Consider the following 16,807-nt stretch of genomic DNA (forward strand, 5'->3'; position numbering starts at 1 on the left):
CGGTCACCTACTCTCCTTTTACAGCTTTTACTGTTGCTAAAGCTTTCTTTATATCTTCATAAACTAAATTTCCAACGACAACTGTATCCGCATATTGTGCCATTTCCTCCGCTTGGTCTGCATTTGCAATTCCGCCGCCATAATATAATGTTGCACTTTGCAGCTCAGCTTTCACTTTTCTTACAAGCTGCGCATCTCCATACGTACCGCTGTATTCTAAATAGAAGATTGGTAAATGAAGAAGTTTATCCGCCATACGCGCATATGCAATCACATCGTCTTCTGATAGTTCACAATTTGCTTCCGTTAACTTTGCTACTTTCGCTTCTTGGTTTAACACACAATATCCTTGCATGAAAATTTCATCCCAGTTCATAATATCCCCAAATTCTTTCAATGCCGCATGGTGAAGGCCTGTTACCCATTCTACCTTTTGACTATTTAACACACTTGGGATGTAATAAAAATCGAATCCTGGTGTAATCGAATCCAGCGTTGAAACTTCTAATACACAAGGAACTGCATATCTACGAATGCTTACTAGCATTTGTAATACATTATCAATTGTAATTCCGTCACTTCCGCCAACAATAACAGCGTCCGTTCCTGATTCACAAATAAGCTCTAAATGTTCATCACTTAACTCCTTATTCGGATCAAGTTTAAATACATGTTTCCACTGTGAAATATCGTACATGAAAACACCCTTTCTTTTCTCTAATCGTCTTTGCACATTCTTTCATTATAACAAAAAATAAGGTGCTGACACACGTTCCATGCAACATCTTTTTTACGTCAAATGTTGGATTGTATATAGAAAAAGCAACCAAGGAAAAATAACTCTTGAAATGGATAATCTATTTCAAAGCTGATGAAAAGGAGTGAATGTCTTGGTCAAGCAAAACATCGGCATAATAAATGCTCTTATTCGCATTACAATTGGTTTTGTTCTGCTTAGCTGCAGCACTGCAAAGCTTGTAAGAAAACCACGGTGTATTTGGTCAAAAATTATGCTTTGGGTTGGGGCAATGAGAATCGCAGAAGGCATCATTCGTTTCTGTCCTATTGTAGAAGCATGCAAGCTCAGTAAATATATGAACATCTCTAATTTAAAAATGCCAGGCATGGATTTTATGAAGAATGGACAGTCTAATAAACAAGAAGCACCTCATACTTCTCACAAAGGTGAGGCGACAAGCCATGGAAGTTATGATGCTTCTGATAAGGAAATCGAGGCTGAGCTTGAAAAAGCTCTTCTGTCCAAACCGCTTTGAATCATTTGTCAACATGCAAGATGCTCTCAAAGAAACTTAGCTGCTGCAGTGGGCGGCTAAGTTTTCTTTTATTTTACCACAAATAAGAACTAATGTTCTATTTATGTAATTTTTATTTTTTTCGAAAATTATAACAAAACCCCATTGCCATCTTTGATATAAAAGTGATATCATTTTTATATCAAGAGGAGGCGAGATCATGAAAGAAAAACAAGTATTTCATGTCAATGGATTTTTAGGACTACTTGCAGTTCTAGTTTTAGTTGGGGTTGGTTTATTAAGTCTTATTAATGAACTATTTGTTATTGGTATTCCCTCTTTTTTATTAGCATCAATCCTCGCAAGTAGCATTGGCACTGTTCAGCCAAACCAAGCGAAAGTAATTACATTTTTCGGTAACTATTTAGGAACCATTCGTGAAAGCGGCCTGTTTTTAACGGTTCCATTTTCATTTCGCCAAACGGTTTCACTACGCGTGGAAAACTTTAATAGTCAAAAATTAAAAGTAAATGATGTCGATGGGAATCCAATTGAAATTGCAGCTGTTGTTGTATACAAAGTCGTTGATTCCGCAAAAGCAATCTTTGGTGTCGAACATTATGATGCCTTCGTAGAAATTCAAAGCGAAACAGCAATTCGCCACGTAGCAACGAAATATCCGTATGATAATTTCCAAGGTGACAACATCGTTACATTGCGCGGAAACTCAGAAGAAATTTCCGAAGAGTTAAAACGAGAATTAGAAGCACGCTTAGAAATTGCAGGCGTAGAAGTAATCGAAACTCGTTTAACGCACTTAGCTTACGCAACTGAAATTGCTCATGCAATGCTTCAACGTCAACAAGCAAAAGCAGTATTAGCTGCAAGAAAAGAAATTGTCGAAGGTGCCGTACAAATGGCGAAAGACTCGATTCAAAAGCTAGATGAAGAAGGTGTACTTGAGTTAGATGACGAAAGAAAAGCAAATATGGTCAATAACTTACTAGTTGCAATTGTTTCCGATAAAGGGGCGCAACCAGTTATTAATACAGGAAGTCTCTACTAAGGTTGTAGGTAATCATGGCTAAAAAGAAAAGCTTTCCACTACGAATCGATCCCGAATTGTACGCAGTTATTGAAAAATGGGCAAACGACGAATTTCGAAGTGTAAATGCTCATATTGAGTATTTACTTCGCGAGATGGCAAAGCAAAAAGGGAAAATAAAAAAAGAGAAAGAGTCCTAACTTTTTATGAGTAGGACTCTTTTTCCTTTCTAAGCTTTATCTCACAAATCATCTCGACTAAAGTCACACTCTTGTAGCGGAACAACCTTCGTCTTTTTAATAAATTTATAACCTAACCAAAGAATAATAAACACTGGCACACTAATGTAAGATACGAGCAGTCCATACCAGTTAATCGTACCCCCAGAAACTAATTCACTTCCTTGTCCAATAATAACGATGACGCATAATACTAATGTAAACAGCGGGCCAAACGGATACCATTTCGCCTTAAATTTCAGTTCATTTAAGTCTCTCCCTTGTGCCACATATGCTTTACGAAATCTATAATGACAAATCGCGATTCCAATCCATGTTAAAAATCCCGTTATCGACCGTTCTTTGCAATATATCGGCGCTTTTCCCGATATATCGACCACTTTTTAAAATATATCAGCGCTTTTCACAATATATCGGCGCTTCGACACGATATAAAGACCCCTCGACGATATTCGACATACAATCAGTCGATCCGCTGAGCTGAATCATACCGAAAAGTGAAACTTTTTGTGACAGCCTCTTCTAGCAATCTACTTTCGCAATTGCGCGGTACCCTATATCACTTCGATAAAATAAACCATCACTCTCAATTTTCGTGATTTCTTTATACACCTTATCTTGCGCCTCTTGTAAATCTTTCGCCTTACAAGCAACAAACAACACACGACCGCCATTTGTTACAAATTCTCCATCCAACACATCTGTTCCGGCATGAAATACAATTACATCTTCTAACGTTTCTAAGCCTTTAATGACTGCGCCTTTTTTGTAGCTTTCTGGATATCCTTCTGAAGCTAGTACAACACCAATTACTGCTTCTTCAGACCACTCTAAAACAAGCTCTTTTCCATCTAATACGTGGTTACATACATCCACTAAATCACTCTCTAAACGAGGTAAGATTACTTCTGTTTCTGGGTCACCAAAGCGCGCATTGAATTCAATTACTTTTGGTCCCTCGTTTGTTAAAATGAGCCCAGCATATAAAATACCTGTGAATGAACGTCCTTCTTGTATCATTGCCTCCGCAGTTGGATGTAAAATCGTCTCAATTGCTTGTTCTACTGCTGATTCTGGAATTTGCGGTACTGGAGAATAAGCACCCATTCCTCCTGTATTTGGTCCTTTATCCCCATCAAAAGCACGTTTATGATCTTGCGCAATAACCATTGGGTATACAGTTGTTCCGTTAACAAATGCCATAAGCGAAAACTCTTGTCCATCTAAAAACTCTTCAATAACCACTTTTTTGCTCGCTTCTCCAAACTTCACGTCTTGCAGCATCTCTTTTACAGCTTGCAATGCTTCTTCTAGCGTCATAGCAACTGTTACACCTTTACCAGCGGCTAAACCGTCCGCTTTAATAACGATTGGGGCGCCGACTTTTTCAATGTATGCTACCGCTTCTTCATAATTTGTAAATGTCTCATATGCCGCTGTTGGAATATCATATTTTTTCATAAGCTCTTTCGTAAAAGCTTTACTTCCCTCAATCACAGCTGCCGCTTTATTCGGACCAAAAACGCGAAGACCTTCTTCTTCAAAACGATCAACAATTCCGTTCATAAGCGGAATTTCTGGACCAACAAACGTTAAACCAACGTTATTTTCTTTCGCAAAAGCAATAAGCGCGTCAAAATCATTTTCATCGATTGCTACAGGTGTTGCGACATCTTTCATCCCTTCATTTCCCGGCGCTACATATACAGTTTCTACTTGCTTTGACCCTGCGAATTTCCATGCTAACGCGTGCTCACGTCCACCGCGGCCGATTACTAAAACATTCATATTTCATCCTCCATTATTCAAGTTAATATCCTGTCCCCTCGCGATATATCGGCGGAAATAGTGCATTTATCGGCGGCTTTCACAATATATCGACCGTTTTTTAACATATACCGGCGCTTCGACACGAGCTGGACCCTATTCAAAAGTAGAAGAAGATGACCCAAAAGTGGACTTTTGGTCATCTCCTTTCTTTCTCAATTAATGTTTGAAATGACGTACACCAGTGAACACCATCGTAATGCCATACTCGTCTGCTTTTTGAATGGATTCTTCATCACGAATGGATCCGCCTGGTTGAATGATTGCTGTAATGCCAGCTTTAGCCGCTTCTTCTACTGTATCTGGCATTGGGAAGAATGCATCAGATGCAAGTGCGCTACCTTGTGCTTTCTCGTCCGCTTGTGTAATGGCAATTTTCGCTGAGCCAACGCGGTTCATTTGCCCTGCACCAACACCGATTGTCATATTATCTTTTGCTAGAACAATTGCATTTGATTTTACGTGTTTTACAACTTTCCAAGCTAGTTTTAAATCGTTCCATTCTTGCTCTGTTGGTTCACGTTTTGTCGGAATTGTTACTGCATCTTCATCTAATGATAATGTATCTTCTTCTTGTACAAGTAAACCACCTTGTACTGATGTTAGTTTTTTACTTGCTGATTCTGCTTTCGCGATATCAACAGTTAACAGACGTAAATTTTTCTTACTTTGCAGCACTTCTAAAGCTTCTTCTGAGAAAGAAGGTGCAATAATGATCTCTAAGAAAATTTCATGCAGTTTTTCTGCAGTAGCTTTATCAATTTCACGATTTGCCGCAATAATGCCGCCAAAAATTGATACTGGATCCGCTTCGTAAGCACGTGTGTATGCTTCATGAATATCCGTACCAACACCAACGCCGCACGGGTTCATATGTTTTATCGCTACAACTGCTGGTTCTGTAAATTCTTTCACGATGCTAAGAGCTGCATCTGCGTCATTGATATTGTTATAAGATAATTCTTTTCCATGTAGTTGTTTTGCATAAGCAACAGAAGAAACTGCTGCAAATGGCGCTTTATAAAATGTTGCTTTTTGATGCGGATTTTCGCCGTAACGTAAGTCTTGTTTTTTCTCAAACGTAACCGTTAACGTTTCAGGGCTCTCTTCTCCTGTTTGCTCTGTTAAATAGTTTGAGATTAATGCATCATATGCCGCTGTATGGCGGAATACTTTCGCTGCTAATTTACGTTTTGTTTCTTTTAAAACTTCTCCGCTTTCCTTTAACTCTCCTAATACAACATTGTAATCTGTTGGATCCACAATAACTGTTACGAACTCATGGTTTTTCGCAGCAGATCGAATCATTGTCGGGCCGCCGATATCAATATTTTCAATTGCATCAATAAATGTCACATCTGGCTTTGCAATTGTTTCTTTAAATGGATATAAGTTTACAACAACAAAATCAATCGGCTGAATGCCAAGTTCATTCATTTGGGACATATGCACTGCGTTATCACGTACAGCAAGAAGTCCACCGTGAATGTTTGGATGTAATGTTTTCACACGACCGTCCATAATTTCCGGAAAACCTGTTACTTCAGAAATACCAATTACTTGTAAGCCGTTTTCTTCTAGTAATTTTTTTGTTCCGCCTGTTGAAATAACCTCAATACCTTGCTCAAGTAATCCTTTTACGAACTCTACAACTCCAGCTTTATTTGAAACACTTACTAATGCACGCTTTTTCATTTATTCTCCACCCCTAGTTGTATTGAATTGCTGCTCTTATGACTTTACTTTAGAATGTAATAAAGATTTCACCGTATCCACGTACAATCTATGTTCGACAAGTTGAATTTTCTTTTGTAAACTTTCTCGCGTATCATCTTCCGAAACTGCTACTGCCTCTTGTGCAATAATTGGCCCAGTGTCCATTCCTGCATCAACGTAATGGATCGTTACACCGGTTACTTTCACACCAGCCTCAATTACTTGTCCAACTGCATCTTTCCCAGGAAAGCTTGGCAATAATGACGGATGAATATTAACAATTCTCCCTTCATAAGCAGTTAGTAATGTCGGACCAATTAAACGCATATACCCCGCTAAAATAATCCAATCAATCTCGTATTCTTGCAGTTTCTTTACTATTTCTTGTTCGAATGCTTCCTTTGATTCATACGCTTTCGCTGAAAAGGAAAAGCACGGAACATGATGATTATTTGCGCGCTCGATAACACGTGCACCCGGCTGATCACATACAAGCAAACTAAGCTGTGCATCTAATCTTCCAGCTTCTACTGCATCCGCAAGCGCCTGGAAATTAGAACCGCTTCCTGAAGCAAAAATTGCTAATCGGCTCATAATGCTGCTCCTCCAGCAAAAGTAACACCTAAACCTTTCACAGTGCGTCCGATGATACGAGCTGTCTCCCCTTGTTCTTCTAAAAGCTTCATAGCACCTTCTGCATCTTCTTCTTTGACCGCTACTACCATACCAATACCCATGTTAAAAATATTGAACATTTCTTCTTTCTTTAATTGACCAACTTCTTGCAGTAAATCAAAAATTGGGTGAACTGACCAAGAACCAAGTTCAATTTGTGCTCCGATACCTTCTGGCAACATACGCGGAATATTTTCAATAAACCCGCCGCCAGTAACGTGAGCCATACCAGTTACGTTATATTTCTTCAATAGTTCTAAAATAGGTTTGACGTAAATTTTTGTTGGTTTTAATAACTCTTCACCAAGTGGTAGTTCTAAACGACCATAAATACGATCAAGTGAAAGCTTCCCATCTTCTAATAGCACTTTACGAACAAGAGAATAACCATTACTATGAATTCCGCTAGAAGCAAGCCCGATTAATACTTGATTCTCTTCGATAGATTGTCCCGTAACAATCTTCTTTTTATCAACAATACCAACTGTAAAACCAGCTAAATCGTATTCTTCCTCAGAATACATCCCTGGCATTTCAGCTGTTTCCCCGCCGATTAAAGAACAACCAGCCTGACGGCATCCTTCTGCAATTCCTTTGACGATGTTTTCAATTTTACTAGGTTCCGCTTTACCACAAGCAATATAATCAAGGAAAAAGAGCGGCTCTGCCCCTTGCACAACAATGTCATTTACACACATTGCCACTGCATCGATACCAATTGTGTGATGCTTATCCATCATGAAAGCGAGCATTAATTTTGTCCCTACACCATCTGTTCCAGATACTAATACCGGCTCTTCTAATGCAAATTTTGAAAGATCAAACATCCCTCCAAAACCGCCTAACCCGCCTAACACTTCTTTTCTCATCGTTGTTTGCACGTGTTTTTTCATGCGAGATACCGCTTCATATCCAGCTTCAATATCTACTCCTGCTTGCTTATATGCATTCGCCATCGTTTCTATACACCTCGTCTTTTTATACTGAAAGAATTTCTCCCGTCTACAGGGCAGTGACTGTAAGAAAAAGCGAGCTCCTACACAGCCTATAGTAGAAGCTGCTATATTTTTCTTTATTTCATACTTGCTAAAAGCTCTTGCTCATAATCATAAAGCGCCGTCGGATAATCCCCATTAAAATAAGCCATACATAAACCGCCATATTTCCCTTCATACGGGCGGCCAATTGCATCAATTAAGCTCTCTTCACTTAAAAATGTTAAAGAATCTGCTCCAATGATTTCACGGATTTCTTCTATTGAATGATTTGCTGCGATTAATTCTTTTCTTGTTTGAATGTCAATTCCATAGAAGCACGGATACTTAAGAGGCGGCGAAGCAATTCTTACGTGCACTTCTGTTGCCCCAGCCTCGCGCAGCATACGAACAATTCGCTTGCTTGTTGTACCACGCACAATCGAGTCGTCAATCATAACAACACGTTTTCCTTCAACAACACCGCGTACTGCTGAAAGTTTCATTTTTACCCCTTGTTCACGCAGTTCTTGAGAAGGTTGAATAAACGTACGTCCAACGTAACGATTTTTAATTAACCCTAACTCATAAGGAATTCCAGTTGCTTCTGCATAACCGATAGCCGCTGAAATACTAGAATCAGGTACACCTGTTACGACATCTGCTTCAACCGGTGCTTCCTTTGCTAACAATTTCCCCATATTTTTACGTGCTGCATGGACGTTAACGCCAGCAATGTTTGAATCAGGGCGAGCAAAGTAAATGTACTCCATGCTGCAAATGGCATGTTCTACATCATTTGTAAAACGATCTACCTGAATTCCTTCATCATTAATGATAAGTAATTCTCCCGGCTCTACATCACGGATGTATGTTGCTCCAACAACATCAAAGGCACATGTTTCAGATGCGACAACGTATGCATCTCCCATCTTTCCAATCGAAAGCGGACGGAATCCATTTGGATCCAATGCAACAATCATTTCGTTTCCTGTTAATAATAAATAGGCAAACGCACCTTTTACTTTATTTAATGCATCTTTTACACTTTCAATTAATGTACCTTTTGTATTGCGTTTAATTAAATGAAGTAATACTTCTGTATCCGAACTTGTTTGAAAAATACTTCCCTCTGCCTCTAATTCACGGCGAAGCATTTTCGCATTAATTAAATTACCATTATGCGCTAATGCCATACTATGATCCGAAAAGCGGAACAACAATGGTTGAACATTCGCAACTTCAGCTCCGCCTGCTGTCGCATAACGAACGTGTCCAATCGCCGATTTCCCGTTTAAACCATCTAACTCACCGCGTGAAAACACTTCTGATATTAAACCAAGCCCTCTATGACCAACGATTTTCTCCTCATTATTTACAACAATGCCCGCGCCTTCTTGCCCACGGTGCTGTAAGCTATGCAATCCATAATACGTAACTTGTGCTGCATTTTCATGCCCCCAAATTCCGAAAACGCCGCATTCTTCATTTAGCCCCTTTATTTCATTAAGCATGGAATAGCCCCTTTCCAAGCCGTTCTCATTTCATCAACATCCGCTGTAAGCAACACTTCATTTTCTTCATTGCAAATTGTTAATTGATTTGTAGTTGTTACTTCCCCAACATAAAGTGCGTCTACCATATTTTCAAACGCTTCTTTTTGCTCGCGTTTTACTGTAACAACAAAGCGAGATTGTGATTCTGCAAATAACATCGCTGTCGCTTCTCCAGCTAACTTCACATCTGCGCCGAGTCCCTTTGCTCCCATTGCACTTTCTGCAAACGCAACTGCTAAGCCGCCTTCTGCAACGTCATGCGCTGATTGTACAATTCCTTCTTGAATCGCTGCTAACAATTGCTTTTGACGTTTTTCTTCTACTTCTAAATCGATACTTGGTGCCTGACCGAAAATTTTTCCATGCACCATCTTTTGCAATTCACTACCACCAAACTCAGCTTTCGTTTCACCGATTACATAAACGAGATCACCAGCTTGCTTAAACTCTTGCGTTGTTACATGCTTTACATCATGTACAAGCCCAACCATACCAACAGTTGGTGTTGGGTATACTGCTTCACCGCTGCGTTCATTGTACATTGATACGTTCCCACCAATAACAGGTGTATGTAACGTGCGGCACGCTTCACTCATACCATCTACTGATTTCTCAATTTGCCAGAAGATTTCTGGCTTTTCAGGGTTACCGAAGTTTAAGCAATCTGTAATTGCAAGTGGCTCACCGCCAGAACATACAATATTACGAGCTGCTTCTGCTACAGCAATTTTCCCGCCTACTTCTGGGTCTAAATAAATGTAGCGAGAGTTACAATCCGTTGTCATTGCTAATGCTTTATTTGTTCCGCGTACACGAACAACCGCTGCGTCAGACCCTGGTGTAACAATTGTGCTTGTGCGTACTTGGTAATCGTATTGATCATATACCCACTCTTTACTTGCAATCGTTGGTTGTTGCAATAAAGATAGTAACGTTTCTTTATAATTCTCGACTTTTGGCGCTTCCATCTTCATTTGTTGGAACTCTGCAAAATACGCTGCTTCTTTTGAAGGCTTATGATAAACAGGTGCTTCTTCTGCTAATGCATCAGCTGGCACTTCTGCAACCATTGCTCCTTTATGGAATAAACGAAGCATTTTATCTTCTGTTACTTTTCCCATTACCACTGCTGCAAGATCATATTTTTCAAATAGCTCTACAATCTCTTGTTCTCTACCTTTTTTCACGACGATTAACATACGTTCTTGTGATTCAGAAAGCATCATCTCGTATGGTGTCATGCCTGTTTCACGCTGCGGTACATCGTCTAAATACATTTCAATACCCATACCTGCTTTACTTGCCATCTCTGCAGAAGATGATGTTAAACCTGCTGCTCCCATATCTTGAATACCGACAAGTGCATCAGATTGAATTAGCTCTAAACATGCTTCAATTAACAACTTCTCCATAAACGGATCGCCTACTTGCACCGCTGGGCGTTTTGCATCGGAATCCTCAGATAGCTCCTCTGATGCAAACGTTGCTCCGTGAATACCATCGCGTCCTGTTGATGCACCAACATACATAACTGTATTACCAGCACCGTGCGCTTGCCCTTTTTTAATATCTTCATGGTTAATTAACCCAACGCACATTGCGTTTACAAGCGGATTTCCTTCATAGCATGGGTCGAACTGTACTTCTCCGCCAACAGTTGGAATACCGATGCAATTACCGTATCCTGCAATACCCGCTACAACTTCTTCAAATAAATATTTTACGCGTGGTGATTGTAGTTCACCGAAGCGAAGTGAATTTAACATAGCAATTGGGCGTGCTCCCATAGAAAACACATCACGGATAATACCGCCAACCCCTGTCGCTGCACCTTGATATGGTTCAATTGCAGATGGATGGTTATGACTTTCCATTTTAAATACTACCGCTTGATTATCACCGATATCTACGATTCCAGCGCCTTCACCAGGTCCCTGCAATACACGTTCACCAGTCGTTGGAAACTTACGAAGAACTGGCTTTGAATTTTTATAGCTACAATGCTCCGACCACATAACAGAGAACAATCCTGTTTCTGTATAGTTTGGCAGACGTCCTAAAATCTTTTCAACCATGGCAAACTCTTCGTCTGTTAATCCCATTTCCGCATAAATGCGTTCTTCTTTAATTTGAGTTGGATTTGGTTCAAGCAGTAACGACATATGTTTCCCTCCAATGTTTCAAAATAGATTGAAATACTTTTAGACCATCCGCTCCTCCAAGTAAATCATCAACAGCACGCTCTGGATGCGGCATCATACCAAGTACATTTCCTTGCTTATTTACAATCCCTGCAATATCTGAAACGCTTCCGTTTGGATTCTCTACATAACGAAAGACAATTTGATTATTTTCTTCTAACTGTTTCAATGTCGCTTCATCACAATAGTAGTTTCCTTCACCATGAGCAATCGGAATATCGATTACTTCATCTTTCTCATATTGCGATGTAAACATCGTTGTATTATTTTCAACACGAAGCGCAGCAGTACGGCACATGAATTTTAAGTTTTTATTGCGAATTAATGCACCAGGCAATAGGCCGGCCTCTACTAAAACTTGAAATCCGTTACATACGCCTAAGATTGGTTTTCCTGCTTCAGCTGCTTTTTGTACACCTTTCATTGCATTTGCAAAACGAGAAATCGCGCCGCAGCGAAGGTAATCGCCGTAAGAGAAACCACCTGGTAGTAAAATTGCATCGTACTGATCTAAGTTTTCTTCACTATGCCAAACGTAGTCTACATCTTGGCCAAGCTCATCTTTAATTGCATGAAACATATCTACGTCACAGTTCGAACCTGGAAAAACGATTACGGCAAATTTCACTGCGCGACAACCTCCTCAACTTCATAGCGATAGTCTTCAATCACTACGTTCGTTAATAATTTTTCGCACATTTCTTTTACCATTGCACCAATATCTGTAACTGATTTATCAATTGCTAGTTCCATATATTTACCAATACGAACATCTTGTACTTCTGTAAAGGAAAGACTATGAAGTGCTCCTTTTACCGCTGTTCCTTGTGGATCTAATACACTTTCTCTTAACGTGACATATACCTTTACTTTATACATGTGAAGCTCCCCCTAATCGTTTTAAAATCTCTTCATAAGCATCTGTTAAATTACCAAGATCGCGGCGAAATACATCTTTATCAAATTTTTCATTGCTCGTTTCATCCCATAAACGACATGTATCTGGTGAAATCTCGTCCGCTAATAAAATTTCTCCCTCTTCTGTTACACCGAACTCTAATTTAAAATCTATCAATCTTACACGACAGCTTGCGAAATGCTCAATCAATACTTGATTGATTTGTAGAGCTTTTTCTCGTAATATACTTACTTGCTCTGGCGTTGCAACGTTTAACACACGAATATGATCTTCTGTTACAAGAGGATCCCCTAAATCATCATCTTTGTAGTAAAGTTCGACGATTGGTGCTGTAAGTACAGTACCTTCTTCCATTCCTAATCGTTTTGAAAGACTACCCGCAATCACATTTCTTGTGACAACTTCTAATGGAACGATACTTACTTTTTTTACGATTTGTTCTGTTTCTGATATTTTCTCAACAAAGTGTGTTTTAATTCCCACTTCTTGTAACTTTCTGAATAAAAGAGTTGTAATCTCGTTGTTCAGACGACCTTTTCCTGTAATCGTCGCTTTTTTCTCCCCATTGAAAGCAGTAGCACTATCTTTGTACTCTACCCAAACCATATCTGCTGCTTCTGTACGATAAATTCTTTTTGCTTTACCTTCATACAGCAATTCTAGCTTTTGCATTTCGCAAGCCCCCTGTAGTTTGAAAAATGTGAATAATATATTTATAAAGAATGGCACAGAACGAAACGATTCTGTGCCATATAAAATTATCAGCTTAGTTCAATCCAAGACGTTCAAAAATTGTATCAACATGTTGCATGTGATGTTCATAGTTGAAACATTCATTGATTTCTTCTTGTGTTAACTTGCTTGTAATACGCTCGTCAGCTTCTACGAGTTCTTTAAATTGTACTTGCGTTTCCCATGCTTCCATCGCTTTAGGCTGTACGATATCATAAGCTTCTTCACGTACCATACCTTTGTCGATTAACGTAAGCATTACGCGCTGAGAGTAAATTAAACCATATGTTCGTGTCATATTGCGTTTCATGTTTTCTGGGAATACCGTTAAGTTTTTCACGATATTACCAAAGCGATTTAACATGTAATTTAATGCGATTGTTGCATCTGGTAAAATAATACGTTCCGCAGATGAATGTGAAATATCACGCTCATGCCATAATGGAACATTCTCGTAAGCAGTCATCATGTAACCACGGATAACTCGAGCCAAACCAGTCATATTTTCAGATCCAATCGGATTACGTTTATGTGGCATTGCAGACGAACCTTTTTGTCCTTTCGCAAAAGACTCTTCCACTTCACGTGTTTCACTCTTTTGCAGGCCGCGAATTTCAACTGCCATTTTCTCAATAGATGTTGCGATTAATGCAAGTGTTGACATGTAATGTGCATGACGATCACGTTGCAATGTTTGTGTTGAAATCGGCGCTGCTTCTAACCCTAAGTTTTCACAAACATATTTTTCTACGAATGGATTAATGTTCGCGAATGTACCAACTGCACCAGACAATTTACCAACGCGAACTGTATCAGCTGCTTGTTTAAAACGTTCTAAGTTACGTTTCATTTCTTCATACCAAAGACCAAGTTTTAAACCAAATGTTGTTGGTTCTGCATGAACACCGTGCGTTCTTCCCATCATAATTGTGTATTTATGTTCTTTTGCTTTGTTAGCTAAAATAGTAATGAAATTTTCTAAGTCGTTTAGTAGAATTTCATTTGCTTGTTTTAAGATATAAGATAAAGCTGTATCTACTACGTCTGTAGATGTTAAACCGTAATGTACCCATTTACGTTCTTCACCGAGTGTTGGTGTTTCAGATACTGCACGCGTAAATGCTACAACATCATGACGCGTTTCTTGTTCAATTTCATAAATACGATCAATATCGAAAGATGCATGTTCACGAAGCTTTTTCACATCTTCTTTCGGAATATCGCCAAGCTCAGCCCATGCTTCACAAGCTAAGATTTCCACTTCTAACCATGCTTTAAATTTGTTTTCTTCCGTCCAAATCGCACCCATTTCAGGGCGTGTATAACGACTAATCATCTTTTTCCCTCCAACAGTTGTTCTTGATGGTCCCAAATATGCAACGTCCGCGCTTTTTCTAAAGCAACGTCAATCTTATCATTTAAAATATTAACGTGCCCCATTTTACGCTGCGGCTTTGCTTCTTCTTTACCATATAAATGCAAGTAACACCCGGTTAATCTATTCACTTGCTTTAGGACTCCTTCTATATGTTCGCCTAAAATGTTTACCATGACAACTGGTTTTAACAAAAATGTTTCTCCAAGAGGTAAATTACAGATTGCTCGGATATGTTGTCCGAATTGACTGATTTCACAAGCATCAATTGTATAGTGCCCAGAATTATGCGGTCTCGGTGCTAACTCATTGATATAAATGTCACCATCTGCTGTAGCAAACATCTCTACCGCTAGTGTCCCCACCAGTTTTAATTCATCCGCTAATCTTTCTGCATATTGAATACCTTTTTGTGATAATACATGTGAAATACGAGCCGGTACGATTGATTCGTGTAAAATGTTATTTACATGAATGTTTTCGGCTACTGGGAATACTTTCGTTTCACCATTTACACTACGTGTAACAATGACGGAAATTTCTTTTTCAAATAAAACCCACTTCTCTAAAATGCATTCAGCTTGATCGACAAGTTCCATCGCTTTCAGAGCATCAGCTTCACTTTTTAGTACAACTTGCCCTTTTCCATCATAGCCTCCTGTTGTCGTCTTCAACACACAAGGAAAGGAAAATTCTTCAATTGCATCTAAAAGGTCTTCTTGCTTCTGAACGAGTCTGTACGGCGCTACTGGTAAACCCGCTTTCACGATTGCGTTTTTCTCTGTATAACGGTTTTGTGTTGTATATAATAACTGACTACCCTGCGGTAAATATGCATGTTTTTCAAGCCATTGTAAGCAGTTATAATCAATATTCTCAAATTCATACGTTACAACATCGCTTATCTCTGCTAAATGCTGAATCGCTTTCAAATCATCGTACGGTGCCACAATTTCAATGTCAGCAACTTGCGCACACGGCGAAGACTTTACTGGATCTAATACAGCAATTTTATATCCCATCTCTTTTGCTGCAATTGCCATCATTCTGCCAAGCTGTCCTCCGCCAATAATACCAATTATTTGTCCAGGTAAGATCGTTTTTATCACTCCAGTTCACTACCTTCTCGCACATTTTTTTCAATTGCTTCTCGTCTTAGTTCTAATGCATCGTATATATCATCGTGAGACGATCCTAATATTTGTGCGGCAAGTAAACCTGCATTGGTCGCCCCGGCTTTTCCAATTGCAACAGTCGCAACTGGTACACCTCCTGGCATTTGAACAATAGATAGTAATGAATCCAAACCGTTTAACGCTTTCGACTGAACAGGAACACCAATAACAGGAATATTTGTCTTTGCAGCAACCATTCCTGGTAAATGAGCGGCTCCGCCTGCTCCAGCGATAATAACTTTTAATCCACGTTCACGAGCTGTTTCTGCATATTCAAACATATAATCTGGAGTCCGATGAGCAGATACAACTTTCTTCTCATACGGAATACGTAATTCTTCTAATATTTCACAAGCATACTTCATTGTTTCCCAGTCTGACGTGCTTCCCATAATGATTCCAACTAGTGGTTTCATATTAGAATCCCCCCGATTCAAATAAAAAAAGCCTGATATAGAACATTTCCCCTTTTACTATGAGAGAAAGTGCTCTACTCAGGCATAAGTATCTCATGTGAATAGAAAAATACCGAGTGACTTTCCCTCATAGTCCAACGATTAACGGTCGTTAGGTAGAGACTTGCAGGCCATATCCCCGCGATTATATGAGGTACGATATAATATTGCTTCTAACGTTATATTAACAGGTGTCATTTCAATATGTCAATAAATAATCGAATGTTTTTTGCCCATCGCATTACAACGTTCGTGTTTTACTTATATTCAAAAGAAAAATTGAAAGTATATGCAAGTAGGAAAGGGATTTAGAATGAATACTCCCCCACTTAGCAAAGCTTAAAGTGGGAGTTTCTAACGTTTCGACCTAACGGACGATTAACGTCAGTGGAGTTAACACACTAGCGAGCTGTTCCACGCCTAACCCCTCTATCCCGTTTGTCCATGCATTCGGGACTACTTTTCGTAAAATATTAGCCGCAGCATTTACATCTGCGTTGATTTCGATTCCTTTTGCAGAACGATACATACCACGCTTCATTCGTTTGCCTGAAAAAGTTGCATTTTGGTCATTTGTTCCATACGTTGGAATAAAGTCATGATCTAGAAAACTTGCTTTTGATGTGTAAGATTCCTCGGTTACTACAACTTGAATACCTACCGCA

16 protein-coding genes, 2 pseudogenes and 1 riboswitch are annotated in these 16,807 nt (G+C 39.3%); of the genes and pseudogenes, 3 read left to right on the forward strand and 15 right to left on the reverse strand.

What is annotated here, in order from left to right; translation table 11 throughout:
• Nucleotides 1–7: 7 nt before the first annotated feature.
• Complete coding sequence (locus BR72_RS23625) at nucleotides 8–697, reverse strand: heptaprenylglyceryl phosphate synthase (RefSeq protein ID WP_035437767.1); 690 nt, start codon at nucleotides 695–697, stop codon at nucleotides 8–10.
• 193 nt (nucleotides 698–890) lie between these two features.
• Here BR72_RS23625 and BR72_RS23630 point away from each other — a divergent pair, with 193 nt between their 5' ends.
• From BR72_RS23630 to BR72_RS26080, 3 genes are all read left to right on the forward strand, one after another.
• Nucleotides 891–1,274 (forward strand): YgaP family membrane protein, encoded by a 384-nt coding sequence (locus BR72_RS23630; protein ID WP_035437768.1) that lies wholly within the window; start codon nucleotides 891–893, stop codon nucleotides 1,272–1,274.
• A 199-nt stretch (nucleotides 1,275–1,473) separates the two neighbouring features.
• Nucleotides 1,474–2,319, forward strand: a complete 846-nt coding sequence (locus BR72_RS23635; protein ID WP_035437769.1) for an SPFH domain-containing protein — start codon at nucleotides 1,474–1,476, stop codon at nucleotides 2,317–2,319.
• 14 nt (nucleotides 2,320–2,333) lie between these two features.
• Complete coding sequence (locus BR72_RS26080; protein ID WP_035437770.1) at nucleotides 2,334–2,498, forward strand: type II toxin-antitoxin system antitoxin; 165 nt, start codon at nucleotides 2,334–2,336, stop codon at nucleotides 2,496–2,498.
• Nucleotides 2,499–2,539: 41 nt separating this feature from the next.
• Here the strand turns inward: BR72_RS26080 and BR72_RS23645 are convergent.
• From BR72_RS23645 to BR72_RS23710, 14 genes and pseudogenes are all read right to left on the reverse strand, one after another.
• Nucleotides 2,540–2,869 (reverse strand): annotated as a pseudogene (locus tag BR72_RS23645) (amino acid permease); the annotation flags it as partial.
• Between the two features lie 190 nt (nucleotides 2,870–3,059).
• Nucleotides 3,060–4,325, reverse strand: coding sequence for a phosphoribosylamine--glycine ligase (purD, locus tag BR72_RS23650; protein WP_035437772.1), 1,266 nt, complete (start codon nucleotides 4,323–4,325; stop codon nucleotides 3,060–3,062).
• A gap of 198 nt (nucleotides 4,326–4,523) precedes the next feature.
• Nucleotides 4,524–6,059, reverse strand: a complete 1,536-nt coding sequence (gene purH / locus BR72_RS23655; protein ID WP_035437773.1) for a bifunctional phosphoribosylaminoimidazolecarboxamide formyltransferase/IMP cyclohydrolase — start codon at nucleotides 6,057–6,059, stop codon at nucleotides 4,524–4,526.
• A 36-nt stretch (nucleotides 6,060–6,095) separates the two neighbouring features.
• Entirely contained in the window at nucleotides 6,096–6,674 is a 579-nt protein-coding gene (gene purN, locus BR72_RS23660; RefSeq protein ID WP_035437774.1) for a phosphoribosylglycinamide formyltransferase, read from the reverse strand.
• Nucleotides 6,671–7,711, reverse strand: a complete 1,041-nt coding sequence (gene purM, locus BR72_RS23665) for a phosphoribosylformylglycinamidine cyclo-ligase (protein WP_035437775.1) — start codon at nucleotides 7,709–7,711, stop codon at nucleotides 6,671–6,673. Before purM ends, purN begins: the two co-directional genes overlap by 4 nt.
• A 116-nt stretch (nucleotides 7,712–7,827) precedes the next feature.
• Nucleotides 7,828–9,243, reverse strand: a complete 1,416-nt coding sequence (gene purF, locus BR72_RS23670; RefSeq protein ID WP_035437776.1) for an amidophosphoribosyltransferase — start codon at nucleotides 9,241–9,243, stop codon at nucleotides 7,828–7,830.
• Entirely contained in the window at nucleotides 9,228–11,447 is a 2,220-nt protein-coding gene (gene purL / locus BR72_RS23675) for a phosphoribosylformylglycinamidine synthase subunit PurL (RefSeq protein ID WP_035437777.1), read from the reverse strand. The genes purF and purL overlap by 16 nt, the downstream gene beginning before the upstream one ends.
• Nucleotides 11,431–12,114, reverse strand: coding sequence for a phosphoribosylformylglycinamidine synthase subunit PurQ (gene purQ, locus BR72_RS23680; protein ID WP_035437778.1), 684 nt, complete (start codon nucleotides 12,112–12,114; stop codon nucleotides 11,431–11,433). Before purQ ends, purL begins: the two co-directional genes overlap by 17 nt.
• Nucleotides 12,111–12,365, reverse strand: coding sequence for a phosphoribosylformylglycinamidine synthase subunit PurS (purS, locus tag BR72_RS23685; RefSeq protein WP_035437779.1), 255 nt, complete (start codon nucleotides 12,363–12,365; stop codon nucleotides 12,111–12,113). The genes purQ and purS overlap by 4 nt, the downstream gene beginning before the upstream one ends.
• On the reverse strand, nucleotides 12,358–13,077 hold the full coding sequence (gene purC, locus BR72_RS23690) for a phosphoribosylaminoimidazolesuccinocarboxamide synthase (protein ID WP_035437780.1): 720 nt from the start codon (nucleotides 13,075–13,077) through the stop codon (nucleotides 12,358–12,360). The genes purS and purC overlap by 8 nt, the downstream gene beginning before the upstream one ends.
• 94 nt (nucleotides 13,078–13,171) lie before the next feature.
• A complete protein-coding gene (gene purB / locus BR72_RS23695; RefSeq protein WP_035437781.1) occupies nucleotides 13,172–14,473 on the reverse strand; it encodes an adenylosuccinate lyase in 1,302 nt (433 codons plus the stop codon).
• Nucleotides 14,470–15,621 carry a 5-(carboxyamino)imidazole ribonucleotide synthase gene (gene purK, locus BR72_RS23700; RefSeq protein WP_035437782.1) on the reverse strand — a complete coding sequence of 384 codons (1,152 nt, stop codon included), beginning with the start codon at nucleotides 15,619–15,621 and terminating at the stop codon, nucleotides 14,470–14,472. The genes purB and purK overlap by 4 nt, the downstream gene beginning before the upstream one ends.
• Nucleotides 15,618–16,103, reverse strand: a complete 486-nt coding sequence (purE, locus tag BR72_RS23705; protein WP_035437784.1) for a 5-(carboxyamino)imidazole ribonucleotide mutase — start codon at nucleotides 16,101–16,103, stop codon at nucleotides 15,618–15,620. Before purE ends, purK begins: the two co-directional genes overlap by 4 nt.
• 110 nt (nucleotides 16,104–16,213) lie before the next feature.
• A riboswitch (purine riboswitch) is annotated at nucleotides 16,214–16,315 on the reverse strand.
• A 194-nt stretch (nucleotides 16,316–16,509) separates the two neighbouring features.
• A pseudogene (locus BR72_RS23710) lies at nucleotides 16,510–16,807 on the reverse strand (RNA-guided endonuclease InsQ/TnpB family protein); the annotation flags it as partial.

Source organism: Bacillus sp. UNC322MFChir4.1 (genome assembly GCF_000746135.1).
Classification (GTDB): domain Bacteria; phylum Bacillota; class Bacilli; order Bacillales; family Bacillaceae_G; genus Bacillus_A.

Excerpts from the sequence above, each read along its gene's own strand:
- purC (WP_035437780.1), bottom strand. The coding sequence starts at position 13,077 with ATGCAAAAGCTAGAATTGCTGTATGAAGGTAAAGCAAAAAGAATTTAT.
- BR72_RS26080 (WP_035437770.1), top strand. The coding sequence starts at position 2,334 with ATGGCTAAAAAGAAAAGCTTTCCACTACGAATCGATCCCGAATTGTAC.
- purN (WP_035437774.1), bottom strand. The coding sequence starts at position 6,674 with ATGAGCCGATTAGCAATTTTTGCTTCAGGAAGCGGTTCTAATTTCCAG.
- purM (WP_035437775.1), bottom strand. The coding sequence starts at position 7,711 with ATGGCGAATGCATATAAGCAAGCAGGAGTAGATATTGAAGCTGGATAT.
- purB (WP_035437781.1), bottom strand. The coding sequence starts at position 14,473 with ATGATTAGTCGTTATACACGCCCTGAAATGGGTGCGATTTGGACGGAA.
- purL (WP_035437777.1), bottom strand. The coding sequence starts at position 11,447 with ATGTCGTTACTGCTTGAACCAAATCCAACTCAAATTAAAGAAGAACGC.
- purS (WP_035437779.1), bottom strand. The coding sequence starts at position 12,365 with ATGTATAAAGTAAAGGTATATGTCACGTTAAGAGAAAGTGTATTAGAT.
- purD (WP_035437772.1), bottom strand. The coding sequence starts at position 4,325 with ATGAATGTTTTAGTAATCGGCCGCGGTGGACGTGAGCACGCGTTAGCA.
- BR72_RS23625 (WP_035437767.1), bottom strand. The coding sequence starts at position 697 with ATGTACGATATTTCACAGTGGAAACATGTATTTAAACTTGATCCGAAT.
- purE (WP_035437784.1), bottom strand. The coding sequence starts at position 16,103 with ATGAAACCACTAGTTGGAATCATTATGGGAAGCACGTCAGACTGGGAA.
- purH (WP_035437773.1), bottom strand. The coding sequence starts at position 6,059 with ATGAAAAAGCGTGCATTAGTAAGTGTTTCAAATAAAGCTGGAGTTGTA.
- purF (WP_035437776.1), bottom strand. The coding sequence starts at position 9,243 with ATGCTTAATGAAATAAAGGGGCTAAATGAAGAATGCGGCGTTTTCGGA.
- BR72_RS23635 (WP_035437769.1), top strand. The coding sequence starts at position 1,474 with ATGAAAGAAAAACAAGTATTTCATGTCAATGGATTTTTAGGACTACTT.